Annotated in this window: 11 protein-coding genes; 9 read left to right on the top strand and 2 right to left on the bottom strand. The window is 64.5% G+C overall.

Translation table 11 applies throughout. From position 1 onward, the window contains the following. Positions 1 to 122 precede the first annotated feature (122 nt). Complete coding sequence (locus NKH50_RS05050; protein ID WP_352877071.1) at positions 123 to 2,138, bottom strand: thioredoxin domain-containing protein; 2,016 nt, start codon at positions 2,136 to 2,138, stop codon at positions 123 to 125. Positions 2,139 to 2,197: 59 nt separating this feature from the next. Here NKH50_RS05050 and mnmE point away from each other — a divergent pair, with 59 nt between their 5' ends. The 5 genes from mnmE to NKH50_RS05075 all read left to right on the top strand — a co-directional run bounded on the left by mnmE (position 2,198) and on the right by NKH50_RS05075 (position 8,061). Then, complete coding sequence (gene mnmE, locus NKH50_RS05055; protein ID WP_352877074.1) at positions 2,198 to 3,526, top strand: tRNA uridine-5-carboxymethylaminomethyl(34) synthesis GTPase MnmE; 1,329 nt, start codon at positions 2,198 to 2,200, stop codon at positions 3,524 to 3,526. Positions 3,527 to 3,744: 218 nt separating this feature from the next. Further along, the gene (gene mnmG, locus NKH50_RS05060) at positions 3,745 to 5,649 is read left to right on the top strand and encodes a tRNA uridine-5-carboxymethylaminomethyl(34) synthesis enzyme MnmG (protein WP_352877076.1); all 1,905 of its coding nucleotides are present in this window, start codon (positions 3,745 to 3,747) and stop codon (positions 5,647 to 5,649) included. Next, the gene (gene rsmG / locus NKH50_RS05065; protein WP_352877079.1) at positions 5,646 to 6,287 is read left to right on the top strand and encodes a 16S rRNA (guanine(527)-N(7))-methyltransferase RsmG; all 642 of its coding nucleotides are present in this window, start codon (positions 5,646 to 5,648) and stop codon (positions 6,285 to 6,287) included. Before mnmG ends, rsmG begins: the two co-directional genes overlap by 4 nt. 51 nt (positions 6,288 to 6,338) lie before the next feature. Then, positions 6,339 to 7,139 (top strand): ParA family protein, encoded by an 801-nt coding sequence (locus tag NKH50_RS05070; RefSeq protein WP_352877081.1) that lies wholly within the window; start codon positions 6,339 to 6,341, stop codon positions 7,137 to 7,139. A gap of 40 nt (positions 7,140 to 7,179) precedes the next feature. Next, the gene (locus tag NKH50_RS05075) at positions 7,180 to 8,061 is read left to right on the top strand and encodes a ParB/RepB/Spo0J family partition protein (protein WP_352877084.1); all 882 of its coding nucleotides are present in this window, start codon (positions 7,180 to 7,182) and stop codon (positions 8,059 to 8,061) included. A 273-nt stretch (positions 8,062 to 8,334) separates the two neighbouring features. Here NKH50_RS05075 and holA read toward each other — a convergent pair whose 3' ends face one another. After that, on the bottom strand, positions 8,335 to 9,381 hold the full coding sequence (gene holA / locus NKH50_RS05080) for a DNA polymerase III subunit delta (protein WP_352877087.1): 1,047 nt from the start codon (positions 9,379 to 9,381) through the stop codon (positions 8,335 to 8,337). Positions 9,382 to 9,722: 341 nt separating this feature from the next. Here holA and NKH50_RS05085 point away from each other — a divergent pair, with 341 nt between their 5' ends. The 4 genes from NKH50_RS05085 to lpdA all read left to right on the top strand — a co-directional run bounded on the left by NKH50_RS05085 (position 9,723) and on the right by lpdA (position 14,925). Beyond that, positions 9,723 to 10,955: a 3-methyl-2-oxobutanoate dehydrogenase (2-methylpropanoyl-transferring) subunit alpha gene (locus tag NKH50_RS05085; protein WP_254817940.1), complete on the top strand. Its 1,233-nt coding sequence runs from the start codon at positions 9,723 to 9,725 to the stop codon at positions 10,953 to 10,955. A gap of 2 nt (positions 10,956 to 10,957) precedes the next feature. Further along, a complete protein-coding gene (locus tag NKH50_RS05090; RefSeq protein WP_352701186.1) occupies positions 10,958 to 11,971 on the top strand; it encodes an alpha-ketoacid dehydrogenase subunit beta in 1,014 nt (337 codons plus the stop codon). An 11-nt stretch (positions 11,972 to 11,982) separates the two neighbouring features. Continuing rightward, positions 11,983 to 13,356, top strand: coding sequence for a dihydrolipoamide acetyltransferase family protein (locus tag NKH50_RS05095; protein WP_352877091.1), 1,374 nt, complete (start codon positions 11,983 to 11,985; stop codon positions 13,354 to 13,356). A 174-nt stretch (positions 13,357 to 13,530) separates the two neighbouring features. After that, entirely contained in the window at positions 13,531 to 14,925 is a 1,395-nt protein-coding gene (gene lpdA / locus NKH50_RS05100) for a dihydrolipoyl dehydrogenase (protein ID WP_352877094.1), read from the top strand. Positions 14,926 to 15,014: the final 89 nt, after the last annotated feature.

Below are 15,014 nucleotides of genomic sequence, written 5' to 3' on the forward strand. Positions count from 1 at the left end.
CCGGATGACGGGTGCTCCAGCTTGGCAACGACGGCACTCCGTCCAACACCCCTCATCCGTCTCGGCGCTGCGCGCCAATCCACCTTCTCCCACAAGGGAGAAGGGACGGAGCGCCAGGTGCATCACCGCCGCAGCATCCGTTCCAGCTCCTCAGCTTCCGTTATCACTGGCAGGCAGACCTGCCTGGTGCAGAGCCAGGCGCCGGGCTTTTCGGTTGGTGGCAGGACGCCGCCTGGCAGCGTCGGCAGGTTTGTCGCCGAGCCGACAGGCACGACGATGTCCACCCGGCGCGGGTCCGGATTTCGATTCGCAACCGGAACAAGCCTTGGATTCTCAGATCTCTCCACGATCACCAACTTCAACGGCTCGAACGCCAAGGTACAGGCATTGACTGTACCCGCCTGGCCATAGCCCTGGTGCTCAGCCCGCCCGGCTGCATGCTCGGCGACCGTCCAGGCTTTTTCCCAGAGATCGAGATCGCCCGAAAGCGACGACAATCGGACCAGGGCTTCTATGATCTGGCCGGTAGCGGAAGGAATGGCTTCGTCGACATCGCCGCGGATGCGGATCGGCACATCCGCGCTGTCCGATGCGGTCAGATAGTAGCCGGTCTTGTCGCTGTCCCGGTGCCAGAGATCGAGTTGCCCGATGAATTTCCTGGCATGGGCGATGTAATCCGGACTGCCTGTCGCCTCGAACAGCGAGATGGCGGCGTTGGCCATGGCGGCATAGTCGCTCGACAGAGCCGGAAACAGCTTCTTTGCGCCGAGCATCGAATGCGGCAGGCGGCCGTCACGTGAGGCAGCCGCAATTGCGGCAAAGGCCGCTGCCGCCGCTTCGATCCAGTCGGATCGGCCAAGCGACCGTCCGGCCTCGGCAAGCGCTGCGATCATCAAGCCGTTCCAGTCGCTCAGGGCCTTGCCGTCACGCCCGGGCCGAACGCGCTGTTCCCTCGCTGCCAGCAGCCTTTGCTTGAGCGGAACCAGGAGGTCATGATCGACGACGCTTTGTATTTGCTGGGCTTCGGTTTGGTGGATGATCGGCTTGCCTTCCCAGCCATGCGGATCGGCAAGTGTGAAGTATTTGAAAAACAAGGCTGATTCGTAGCCAAGGGCGGTCTCGATTTCATCCCTGCTCCAGGTGTAGAATAACCCCTCCTCGCCCTCGCTATCGGCATCGAGGCTGGCGGCAAAGGCACCACCCTCGACCCGCATTTCGCGCAACAGCCATGCAATGGTCTCTTCGATTCGCAGCCGGAATAATTCCTCGCCGGTCGCCGCATAGGCCCAGTTGCATAGCCGGACGAGCTGGGCATTGTCGTAGAGCATTTTTTCGAAATGCGGCACCAGCCATCCGGCGTCGGTCGAGTAGCGGCTTAGGCCGCCGCCAATATGGTCGTAGATGCCGCCGGCCAGCATCTTTTCGAGGCTGAGGACAACGGCGTCGCGGTGGGATGCGGTGCCGTCGCGCAGCCAGGACAGCCAGAGGCTCTGCATGAACGGCGCGTTGGGGAATTTCGGCGCGCCGCGGAGGCCGCCCAGCTCGCGGTCGATCATGCCGTCAATGCCGTTGGCGAACTTTGCCAGCATGCCGCGGTCGAGCACGGCCTTGGCATGGCTGCCCGCCAGCCGCGTCTCGACATGCGTGGTTAAGCCGTCGGCACTTTGGTTAACGCTTTCTTTCTTCTCCCGCCAAGCCTTGTCGACCGCCTCCAGCACCTGGACGAAGCCCGGCCGGCCGTAGCGGGCTTCGCGCGGAAAGTAAGTGCCGCCCCAGAACGGCTTGCCATCCGGGGTCAGGAACATGGTCAGCGGCCAGCCGCCTTGCTCGCCCATCGAGGACAATGCCGCCATATAGATCTGGTCGATGTCGGGGCGCTCCTCGCGGTCGACCTTGATATTGACGAAGAGACGGTTCATGACGGCGGCGACGTCGTCGTTCTCGAAGCTCTCATGCGCCATGACGTGGCACCAATGGCACGCAGCGTAGCCGACAGAGAGCAGGATCGGACGCTCGAGCGCCTTTGCTTCGGCCAGAGCGGCGGGCGACCACGGCCGCCAGTGCACCGGATTGCCGCTGTGCTGCTGCAGATAGGGGCTGGCCTCTTCGGCAAGCAGGTTTTGTGCAGGCAAGGTCACGGCGCTACTCGATGGCGGATTGAACAGGCATAGCTAGGGCGCTTCGGCAGAGCGGGCAAATGATTTTGAAAGACTCCATCGTAGCGCTGTCGAGCGGGCGCCTCCCGGCCGGCATTGCGGTGATCCGGATTTCCGGCCCGCAGAGTCGATTCGTTGTCGAAACGATTTTCGGATCGACCGTGCCGAACCGCGTGGCCAGCTATCGCAAGCTCCGGGCGCGCGACGGATCGGTGCTGGACAGCGGCCTGGTCGTCTTCTTTGCCGGGCCCGACAGTTTCACCGGCGAGGACGTCGCCGAGTTCCACGTGCATGGCGGACGCGCCGTCGTGGCGAGGATGCTGGAAACGATCGCCGGCTTCGATGGCGTCAGGCATGCCGAGCCTGGCGAATTCACCCGCCGCGCCTTTCTCAACGGCAAGCTCGATCTGGTCGAGACCGAGGCGCTGGCCGATCTCATCAACGCCGAGACCGAAGCGCAGCGGCGCTTTGCCGTTCACAACGCTCAGGGCGTGCAGAGCGAACTCTATCTGGGCTGGCGCCGACGGCTGATCCACGCTCGGGCGATGATCGAGGCCGAGATCGATTTTGCCGACGAGGACGACGTGCCGGGTTCGGTCGCCGATACGGTCTGGTCCGATGTTCAGGCCATGATCGACGAAATCGAGCGCCATGTCGCCGGCTTTCGTGCCGCCGAAATCATCCGCGACGGGTTCGAAGTCGTCATCCTTGGCGCGCCGAATGCCGGCAAGTCCAGCCTGTTCAACGCTTTGGCGCGGCGCGAAGCGGCCATCGTCACCGACGAGCCCGGCACGACCCGCGACCTGCTAGAAGTGGTGCTGGACCTGGAAGGGCTGCGGGTCAGGGTAACCGACACCGCCGGTCTGCGCGAGGCGCCCGGCAAGATCGAGGCGATTGGCATAGAGAAGGCCAGGACCAAGGCGCACAGCGCTGATCTGCTGTTGCTGCTGGAGGATTTGGCGGAGCCAGTCGCGATCGGTGTGGTGCCGAGCGGCATTCCGGCGCTGAGGGTCGGAACAAAAATTGACCTGTTGGGAGGCAAGTCACCCTCGCCCACGGCGCACTATGATTTCGCCATCTCGACGCGGGACGGCACGGGTCTGGCCGAATTGCTGGACGAGATCGGGCGTCGTGCCGCAGCGCAGATCGGCAAGGCCGGCGATATCCTACCGTCGCGGCAGCGGCACGTCGAGTTGCTCAACGAGACGAAACGCTTCCTGGTCGCAGCAGTGGCCAGTGGTCATCGCGGGCAGGAGCTACGGGCCGAGGAACTGCGCCTGGCAGCGGATCGGCTTGGACGAATCGTGGGGGCGGTCGATGTCGAGGATATGCTGGACGTTATCTTTTCGCAGTTCTGTATCGGCAAATGACTCACGTGAAACATTGCAAGCAACGGTGGCGGAAGGCGAGCGACGGCGCTCCTTCGCCGTCCCGCCGACGTTCTGCGCCACCGAAGGGACCAACGCCGTGACTCACGTGAAACACCAGGCGCCGATACCGCTACATTGTTTCACGTGAAACGAGCAGTGTTCTTGACAGCATGTGGCTGTGGGCACATGTGTCGGCAGATTTGAATCGGAATATACAAATGACCAGTCGCTACGATGTGGTTGTGGTGGGCGGCGGCCATGCTGGGTGCGAGGCTGCAAGCGCCGCCGCGCGGGCTGGCGCCAGAACGGCGCTGGTGACGCTGCGCTTCGACACGATCGGCGTGATGTCTTGCAACCCGGCGATCGGCGGCCTCGGCAAGGGCCATCTGGTTCGCGAGATCGACGCCATGGACGGGCTGATGGGGCGCGTTGCCGATGCGGCCGGCATCCAGTTCCGGCTGCTCAACCGCCGCAAAGGGCCGGCGGTGCGTGGTCCGCGAACGCAAGCCGACAGAAAGCTCTATCGTCTTGCCATGCAGGCGGCAATCCGCCAGCAGGCCGGCCTCGAGGTCATCGAAGGCGAGGTGCTGGACTTCGAAATCAACGGCGGGGAAATCAACGACGGGGAAATCGACGACAGACGCATCGCGGCGGTGCAGCTGGCGGACGGACGCCGGCTCGCCTGCGGCGCCGTGGTGCTGACGACCGGCACTTTCTTGCGCGGGCTGATCCATATCGGCGAGAACAAGATCGTCGCCGGCCGCATGAACGAGCAGGCGAGCGTCGGCCTGTCGGCGACGATGAGCCGCGCCGGCTTCAAGCTCGGGCGGCTGAAGACCGGCACGCCGCCGCGGCTGGACGGCAGGACGATCGATTGGGCGTCGCTGGAGAGCCAGGCGGCGGACGAAGACCCCGTGCCGTTCTCGCTGCTCACCGAGCGCATCGAAAACCCGCAGATCCATTGCGGCATTACCCGAACGACCAATGCCACGCATGAGCTGATTCGCGCCAATCTCGGCCGCTCGGCCATGTATTCGGGGTCAATCGAAGGCGTCGGGCCGCGTTATTGCCCGTCGATCGAAGACAAGATCGTCAAATTCGGCGATCGTGACGGCCACCAGATCTTTCTGGAGCCGGAAGGGCTGGACGACGACACGGTCTACCCGAACGGCATCTCGACCTCGCTGCCGGAAGATGTGCAACTAGATATTCTAAAGACCATTCCAGGGCTGGAGCGGGCAACCATGCTGCAGCCGGGCTATGCCATCGAATATGACCATGTCGACCCGCGCGAGCTCAAGCCAACGCTGGAGACAAAGCGGATCGGCGGGCTTTTCCTCGCCGGCCAGATCAACGGCACCACCGGCTACGAAGAGGCCGGCGCGCAAGGACTGCTCGCCGGCCTCAATGCGGCGCGGAAGGCCTCGGCGAGCGATGAAATCGTGCTCAGCCGCACCGAAGCCTATATCGGGGTGATGGTCGACGATTTGACCAGCCGCGGCATCGCCGAACCCTACCGCATGTTCACCTCGCGGGCCGAGTTCCGGCTGTCGTTGCGAGCCGACAACGCCGATGAGCGGCTGACGCCGCTCGCGATGAGACTGGGGATCGCCTCGCCGGGGCGGATGCAGCGGTTCAACAATGTGGTGCAAAACCTTGAGAAGGCGCGACAGCTCGCCCTCGGCACCACCCTGACCCCGAATGAGGCGGCGCGCCATGGGCTCGAAATCAACCGGGACGGCGTCCGCCGCTCGGCCTATGAGTTGCTGGCCTATCCCGGCGTCGACATCGCCTGGCTAGCGCGGATCGAGCCGGCTTTCGCGGCGATCGACAGCAAAACGGCCGAACGTCTTGAAACGGAAGCGAAATATTCTGTCTATCTCGACCGCCAGCAGGCTGACGTCTCGCAGATCAGGCATGAGGAGAGCAGGCTGATTCCCGAAGCGCTCGACTTTGCCTCTGTTCCCGGCCTGTCCAATGAATTGAAGCAGAAGATGCTGGCACGCCAGCCGCGCTCCATTGCCGACGCGCAGCGTATGGAAGGCATGACGCCGGCGGCGCTGGCAATTATCGTCGCGCATGTGCGCAATGCCGAGGCGGCTGCGCGAAAGCAGGTCGCGTGAGCGCTGCGTCCTGGGCAAACCTGCAGGCGGCAGCGGGCCCGGTTTCACGTGAAACATTCGATCGCCTGGTCGAGTTCGAGGCCGTCTTCCAGAAATGGAACCGCCGGATCAATCTCGCCGCGCAATCGACGCAGGACGATGTCTGGCGCCGCCACATCCTCGACAGCGCGCAACTGGCGCGAATCAAACCGGAGGCGAAGCGATGGGTCGATCTCGGCTCCGGCGGCGGGTTTCCCGGCCTCGTGCTGGCCTTTTTACTCGCCGAGCGGGACGGCGCCAGCATCGACCTTGTTGAAAGCAACCGGAAAAAAGCATCGTTCCTGCAAACGGTCGTCGGACAGTTCAGCCTGCCCGCCACGGTCATCACGCGCCGCATCGACGATAGCTATCCTCTTGTTCCTGCACCGCAAATCGTCACAGCTAGGGCACTCGCCTCGCTGCCCGGCTTGCTCGACCTGGCGGCGCCGTGGCTGACCAAGGGGTCGCATGGCCTGTTTCACAAAGGCCGGGATTACCGCGCCGAAGTGGCAGAAAGCGCTCAACGATGGTCTTTCGATCTGGTAGAACATGCCAGTGCAACCGACGCGCAGGGCGTCATTCTCGAAGTATCCGACTTGCGGCCGCACCCTGGCTTGTGACCGGCGACCCCCAATGAATTTCTGGCCCAAATGAATTTCTGGCATAGACCCATGATGAAGAACGGCCCCCGAATCATCACCGTCGCCAACCAGAAGGGCGGCGTCGGCAAGACGACGACGGCCATCAACCTGGCCACCGCACTGGCGGCCATAGGCGAACAGGTGCTGATCGTCGACCTGGACCCGCAGGGCAACGCCAGCACCGGGCTCGGCATCGACCGGCGCGACCGCACCGTCTCCTCCTATGATGTGCTGACCGGCGAACTGGACCTCGAAGCGGCGGCAATCCCGACGGCGGTGCCTGGCCTGTCAATCGTGCCGTCGACGCTCGACCTGCTCGGCATCGAGATGGAAATCGCCTCTGCGCCGGATCGGGTGCTGCGGCTGCGCAACGCGCTGCGGGCTTCGGCCGCGCGCTCGGCCAATTTCGGCTATGTGCTGATCGATTGCCCGCCCTCGCTCAACCTGCTGACACTGAATTCGATGGCGGCGGCAGATTCGGTGCTGGTGCCGCTGCAGTGCGAGTTTTTCGCGCTGGAGGGCCTGAGCCAGCTATTGGAGACGGTCGAGCAGGTGCGCCGTTCGATCAACCCCGACCTGATGATCCAGGGCATCGTGCTAACCATGTTTGACGGGCGCAACAATCTCGCCAACCAGGTGGTGCAGGATGTCCGGGCGCATATGGGCGACAAGGTCTATGAGACCGTCATTCCGCGCAATGTCCGCGTTTCCGAGGCGCCGTCCTATGGCAAGCCGGCGATTCTCTACGACCTCAAATGCTCGGGCAGCCAGGCCTATCTGCAGCTTGCCTCGGAAGTGATCCGCCGCGAGCGCAAATTGCGGGCCGCCTGAACGATAAGCCGATTCGACACCGAAACGATCTGGACGGACGATGAACGAAGACCCTTCGAGAAAAAGACTGGGACGGGGGCTGGCGGCGCTGATCGGCGAAATCGACCGCCCGGCGGCTCCGGAAAAGCCCGGGTTGGCGGCCGACGGCAAGGTGCCGATCGAGTTCCTCAGCCCCAACCCGAAGAACCCGCGCCGGCATTTTGGCGACGCCGACCTGACCGACCTCGCCCAGTCGATCCGCGAACATGGCGTGGTGCAGCCGGTGGTGGCCCGACCGTCGAAAACCCAAACGGGCCGCTACGAGATCATCGCCGGCGAGCGTCGTTGGCGCGCGGCGCAACGCGCCGGGCTGACCGAAATCCCGATCATCGTACGCGACGTCAACGACCGCACGGCACTCGAGTTGGCGATCATCGAAAACGTCCAGCGCACCGACCTCAACCCGGTAGAGGAAGCGTTGGGCTACCAGCAGCTGATCGACGACCACGGCTATACCCAGGCCGATCTCGGCCAGGTGATCGGCAAGAGCCGCAGCCATGTCGCCAACACGTTGAGACTGCTCAAGCTGCCCGACGTCATCCGCGACATGCTGGTCGACGGCGCGCTCTCGGCCGGCCACGCCCGTACCCTGGTGACGGCCGACGACCCGGCCGGGCTTGCCAAGCGGATCATCGACGAAGGGCTTTCGGTGCGTCAGGCCGAGGCGCTGGCGCAAATGCCGGTCGGCGCGCCGGCGGCAAAGCGCCAGCCCGCAGCGCCGCCGCAAAAGGATGCCGACACGCTGGCGCTGGAAAAATTGATGACCAATACGATTGGCATGATCGTCACGATCGAGCACAACCAGCGCGGCGGCGTGATCAGCGTAGCTTACCGGACGCTGGAGCAGCTTGACGAGCTTTGCCGAAGGCTGAAGCGGGAGTAGGTAGGCTGCTAAAGGATCGCGATATTTGCCGGCAAATGAAGTAGATTAAGCGAGTCAATAAAGGCCAGCCATTGCGTCGGCCTTTTTCTCGTTGAGGTTGGCGAAATCGCTGAAGCCGTCAATCACCCCCCTTGAGGGGGAGATGGCCGGCAGGCCACAGGGGTCGTCTCACATCAAGCGCTCACGTCGTCTGTCGTCGCGGAAGGCGCTGGCGCTTTACGCTCGCCGACCCCTCTGTCGCCTTCGGCGACGTCTCCCCCTCGAAGAGGGAGATCAGGCTCGCTGCGCCAGCCTTGCGCTCTCCACGGCAATGCCGAGCAGGGCCTGGCGTGCCAGCGCGATCGACAGATCCGGCCGCCGGCGTGTCTGCAGGACCGCCGTCTGCAGGCGGTTGAGTGCGCGGCCGAGCGCTTCGCTGCTCCAGCGTTCGAGGGCTTTCTCCACCAGCTTGCGCCGGGAGAAAAAAACCGGCGGGCGCGCCGCGGCAACGACCGAAGCAGCATTGCGGCCGCCGGCGTCCATCTGGCCGCGCATGGCCTGGATCGTCTGCAGCTGCCGCATCGCCGATGAAAGCACCAGGAAGGGCTGGCCGCCGGACTGGCAATGGCGGGTAAAGGCGGTGTCGAAGTCGGCGATCCTGCCTTCGAGCAGAGCGTCGACCGCCGCATCGAACGAGAGGCCTGAGACGTCGCCAGACGTCGCCTTGACGTCGTCAAGGCCGATTTCGACCTGGCCATGCGCATAAAGCACAAGCTTTTCGATCTCGCCGCGCGAGGCCAGCCGGTCGCCGCCGAGATTGCGGCGCAGCGCCTGCCGGGCCTCCAGCGTCATCGACATGCCGGCCTTGCGCAGTTCGTCGTCGATGACCGTGTCGATATCCCTGGCTTCATCGGCATAGCAAGGCAATGCCATGGCATTATCCGCCGCCTCCACCACGGCGCGCAGGCCGACGCCCTTCTTCAGGTCGCCGGCCTCGATAAGGATGATGGCGTCCCGCGCGGGCTCCGACGTTAGCGCCTTGACGTCGTCGGCAAGCGCCTTCTGGGCGCCGGCATTGCGCACCCATAGCAGGCGCCGCTCCGAAAACATCGGCACGGTGCGGGCCTCGTCGAGCAGGCGGCCCTCGTCGCGATCGACTTCCGATCCGTCCAGCCTGACCACTGAGAACGGATCGTCAAGCGGCAGGCCGGTCTTGCCGGCAAAGTCCTTTGCCCGCTCGGCAACCAGCCCGCGATCGGGACCGTAAAGCAGCACGATCGAGACGCGCGGATCCGGCTTCGCGAGCCATGCATCGACTTCGTATGCTTTCTTCTGTGCCATGGGCACTGATTAGCATGACGCGCGCGCGGGGTGAACGGAGGGATTGGCGGGATTGTATCGAGACGCCTATAGGACAGCGCCCCCCTCCGTCCTATAGGGCGCGAAGGAACTCGACAGAGGGATCTTGCCAGCAGGAATCCCTTCTCATGTGTCAGATCGGGCCGGACCATTCGCCAAATTGCGCATGGCGGCGGAAGATCGACAAGAAATTTCGCGGACATATCTTCATCTTGACGAGCGCTGGCCGGCGCGGTCGTTGGCCCGAAGCCGCGTCCGACGAATTGGCACTGGTCCGGCGGTGTGCAAATATCGTGGCCGGGCAACAGTGGAGGACCGAGATCATGGCCGATGCCGGAATGTTGCGCTTCCATGTTCCGGAACCGGAAGTGCGGCCGGGCGGGACGCCGGATTTCTCCAACGTGAGCATTCCAAAAGCTGGCTCGGTGCCGCGCCCGAAGATCGACGTCGACCCGCGCGACATCCGCGATCTGGCCTTCTCGATCATCCGCGTGCTCAACCGCGCTGGCGAGGCGGTCGGGCCGTGGGCAGGGCTGCTTTCGGACGACGAGTTGCTGGAGGGGCTGCGCCATATGATGACGCTGCGCAGCTTCGATGCGCGCATGCAGATGGCGCAGCGCCAGGGCAAGACCTCTTTCTACATGCAGCATCTCGGCGAAGAGGCAGTGAGCTGCGCCTTTCGCAAGGCGCTGTCGCGGGGCGACATGAATTTTCCGACCTATCGGCAGGCCGGCCTGCTCATCGCCGACGGCTACCCGATGGTCACGATGATGAACCAGATCTATTCGAACGAGGCCGATCCGCTGAAAGGGCGGCAATTGCCGATCATGTATTCGTCGAAGGAGCACGGCTTCTTCTCGATCTCCGGCAATCTGGCGACGCAGTACATCCAGGCAGTCGGCTGGGCCATGGCCTCGGCAATCAGCAACGATTCAAAGATCGCCGCCGCCTGGATCGGCGACGGCTCGACCGCCGAATCCGATTTCCATTCGGCGCTGGTGTTCGCCTCGACCTACAAGGCGCCGGTCGTGCTCAACGTCGTCAACAACCAGTGGGCGATCTCGACTTTTCAAGGCATCGCCCGCGGCGGCTCCGGCACTTTTGCTGCACGCGGCCTCGGCTTCGGCATCCCGTCGCTGCGGGTCGACGGCAACGACTATCTCGCCGTTCATGCGGTGGCCAAATGGGCGGCCGAGCGCGCGCGCAGCAATCTCGGGCCGACACTGGTCGAATACGTCACCTACCGCGTCGGCGCGCATTCGAGCTCCGACGACCCGTCGGCCTACAGGCCGAAGGCCGAGTCCGACGCCTGGCCGCTCGGCGACCCGATCGTCAGGCTGAAGAACCACCTCATCCAGCGCGGCGTCTGGTCTGACGAACGCCACGCCCAGGCCGAGGCGGAAATCCTCGACACGGTGATTTCAGCGCAGCGGGAGGCCGAGCGCCACGGCACGCTGCATGCCGGCGGCAAGCCTTCGGCGCGCGATATGTTCGAGGGCGTCTATGCCGAGATGCCGCCGCATCTCAGGCGCCAGCGCCAACAGGCCGGGGTCTGACCATGCCGCGGCGGACCATGATCGAGGCGATCCGCGACGCCATGGACGTGTCGATGGCGCGCGACGAACGCGTCATCGTGTTCGGCGAGGATGTCGGCTTCTTCGGCGGCGTCTTCCGCTGCACGCAAGGCCTGCAGGCGAAATACGGCAAGAGCCGCTGCTTCGATGCGCCGATCAGCGAATCCGGGATTGTCGGCGCGGCCATCGGCATGGCGGCCTACGGGCTGAAGCCTTGTGTCGAGGTGCAGTTTGCCGACTATGTTTATCCGGCCTATGACCAGATCGTCTCGGAAGCGGCGCGGCTGCGCTACCGGTCGAACGGCGATTTCACCTGCCCGATCGTCGTGAGAATGCCGACCGGCGGCGGCATCTTTGGAGGCCAGACCCACAGCCAGAGCCCGGAGGCGCTGTTCACCCATGTCTCCGGCCTGAAAGTCGTGGTTCCGTCCAATCCGCACGACGCCAAGGGCCTGCTGATCGCAGCGATCGAGGATCCCGACCCGGTGATCTTCCTGGAGCCGAAGCGGCTGTATAACGGCCCCTTCGACGGTCATCACGAGCGGCCGGTGACGCCATGGTCGAAACATCAGCTCGGCGAAGTCGCCGATGGCCACTACACGGTGCCGCTCGGCAAGGCGGTGATCCGGCGGCCTGGTGCGGCAGTTACCGTGCTTGCCTACGGCACGATGGTCTATGTCGCCCAAGCAGCAGCCGAGGAGACCGGCATCGATGCCGAGATCATCGATCTGAGGACACTGCTGCCGCTGGATCTCGAGACGATCGTCGCCTCGGTCAACAAGACCGGGCGCTGCGTGGTCGTGCATGAGGCGACGCTGACATCCGGCTTCGGCGCCGAACTTTCGGCGCTGGTTCAGGAGAACTGCTTCTACCATCTGGAAGCGCCGGTGGCGCGGGTCACCGGCTGGGACACGCCCTATCCGCATGCGCAGGAGTGGGACTATTTTCCCGGTCCCGCCCGGCTAGGCCGCGCGCTCGTCGAAACGATGGAAGCCTGAGGGGGAAGACGATGGGCGAATATGTCATCAAGCTGCCCGATGTCGGCGAAGGCGTCGCCGAGGCCGAGTTGGTCGAATGGCAGGTCAAGGTCGGCGATCTCGTGCGCGAGGACGCCGTGCTTGCCGCGGTCATGACCGACAAGGCGACGGTCGAGATCCCTTCGCCCGTCGATGGCGAGATCCTCTGGCTTGGCGCCGAGATCGGCGACACTGTGGCGATCGGCGCGCCAATCGTCAGGTTGAAAGTGGCCGGCGAGGGGAACGTCAAGGTTGGCGCGACGCTTGCAGACGTTACGGCGGAGGGTACCCCTGACGATGCGCGGGCTCGCCCGTCCTCGGGCTTGGAGCCGTCATTACCCAATTTGGCGCCGTCATCCTCGGGCTTGTCCCGAGGATCTGCCGTCCCACACGGATATGACGCGATCAGTTCCGAGAGGTCGGTAGATCCTCGGGACAAGCCCGAGGATGACGGCGCCAGGTCCAAGGTCGCCGGTGCGCCGCGTCCGGAAGGCGAAAAACCACTGGCCTCGCCGGCCGTCCGCCTCAGGGCGAAAGAGGCCGGCATCGACCTTCGGCAGGTCCCGGGGAGCGGCCCGGCCGGCCGCATCCGGCATGAGGACATCGACGCGTTCCTGGCACGCGGACCGCAGCTCGCGAAGGCCCCTGGCCTTGCCCGCAACGAGACGGTCGAGGACATCAAGATAGTCGGGCTCAGGCGAAAGATCGCCGAGAAGATGACGCTGGCCAAGTCGCGCATCCCGCACATCACCTATGTCGAGGAGATCGACGTCACCGCACTCGAGGATTTGCGCGCCGCGCTCAACAAGGAGAAGCGGCCGGGCGCGGACAGGCCGAAGCTGACGCTGCTGCCGTTCCTGATGCGGGCGATGGTCAAGGCCATTGCCGACCAGCCGAACCTCAATGCGCTGTTCGACGACGAAGCCGGCATCGTCCACCAGCATGGCGGCGTCCATATCGGCATCGCGGCGCAGACGCCTGCGGGGCTGATGGTGCCGGTGGTCAAGCACGCCGAGGCGCGCGACGTCTGGGACTGCGCCGCCGAGGTTAACAGGCTCGCCGAGGCGGCCAGGTCGGGCACGGCGACACGCGACGAGCTTTCGGGCTCGACCATCACCATCACTTCGCTCGGCGCCATGGGTGGCGTGGCGACGACGCCGGTGATCAATCATCCGGAAGTGGCGATCGTCGGCGTCAACAAGATGATGGTGCGGCCGGTATGGGACGGCAGCCAGTTCATCCCGCGCAAGATGATGAACCTGTCCTCCAGCTTCGACCATCGCGTCGTCGACGGCTGGGACGCTGCGGTGTTTATCCAGCGCATCAAGACGCTGCTAGAGACGCCCGCGTTGATTTTTGTGGACTGAGGTAATGAGAACGGTCGCAACGGCCCCCTCACCCGGCCTCCGCTTCGCTACCCTCTCCCCGAGGGGAGAGGAGGTCGCCAGCGCCGGCGCTAGCCTCTTCTCCCCAGCGGGGAGAAGGTGGCCGCGAAGCGGCCGGATGAGGGGGCCTTTCTTCGCCAACAAGAGCCTATCGCCATGAAGGAAATCTCCTGCAAGTTGCTGGTCATCGGCGCCGGTCCGGGCGGCTATGTCTGCGCTATCCGTGCCGGGCAGCTCGGCATAGATACGGTTATCGTCGAGTTCGGCAGACCGGGCGGCACCTGTCTCAATGTCGGCTGCATTCCGTCCAAGGCGCTGATTCATGCGGCCGAAGAGTTCCAGAAGCTCTCGCACATGGCGGGTGGAAAAAGCCCGCTCGGCATTGCGATCGCCGCACCATCGCTTGATCTCGCCGCCACCATGGCCTGGAAAGACGGGATCGTTAGCCGGCTGAACAACGGTGTTGCCGGTCTGCTGAAGAAAGCTGGCGTGAAGACGGTGCATGGCTGGGCGACATTTCGCGACGGCAAGACCGTTGCCGTCGACACCGAGATCGGCATGCAGGTGATCCGCGCCGAAACGGTGGTGATTGCGACCGGCTCGGCGCCGGTCGAGTTGCTATCGCTGCCGTTCGGCGGACCGGTCATTTCGTCGACCGAGGCGCTGGCGCTGAGCGAAGTTCCGGAGAGGCTGGCGGTGGTCGGCGGCGGCTATATCGGGCTGGAACTCGGCATCGCCTTTGCCAAGCTGGGGGCCAAGGTGACCGTGGTCGAGGCGTTGCCGCGCGTGCTGGCACAATACGATGCGGAACTGACCCGGCCGGTGGTTAAGCGGCTGGCCGAACTCGGCATCGAGGTGCTCGTGAACGCCAAGGCCAAGGGGCTGTCCACCAAGCGCGACGCGCTGCTGGTCGAGACGAATGGCGGCAAGAACGGCAAGATCGCTGCCGACAAGGTCCTGGTCACGGTCGGTCGCAAGCCGGTGACCGAAGGCTGGGGGTTGGAGCAGATCGACCTCGACATGGCTGGACCCTTCATCCGCATCGACGACCAGTGCCGCAGCTCGATGCGCGGTATCTTTGCCATTGGCGACGTCACCGGCGAGCCGATGCTGGCGCACCGGGCGATGGCGCAAGGCGAAATGGTCGCCGACATCGTCGCCGGCCACAGGCGCAGCTGGGACAGACGAGCGATCCCGGCTGTCTGCTTCACCGACCCGGAGCTGGTCACCGCGGGCTTGTCGCCGGAAGAGGCAAAGACGCGTGGCGAGATCAAGGTCGGACTGTTTCCCTTCACCGCCAATGGCCGGGCGATGACGAAGTTGGGCGAGAACGGATTCGTTCGGGTACTGGCGCGGGCGGACAACCATCTGGTGCTCGGCATCCAGGCCGTCGGCCAAGGCGTGTCGGAGCTGTCCACTGCGTTTGGGCTGGCGCTGGAGATGGGCGCGACGCTGGAGGATATCGCCGGGACGATCCATGCCCATCCGACACAGGGCGAGGGTTTTCAGGAAGCGGCGCTGAAGGCGCTAGGGCGGGCGGTGCATGTTTGAGGGCTCGCGCTCTCCCCCCTTGAGGGGGAGATGGCCGGCAGGCCAGAGGGGGTCGGTTCGACTGGATGCGACCGCCCTTGCGACAGATG

This window comes from Mesorhizobium sp. M1027 (assembly GCF_040318745.1).
GTDB lineage: Bacteria > Pseudomonadota > Alphaproteobacteria > Rhizobiales > Rhizobiaceae > Mesorhizobium.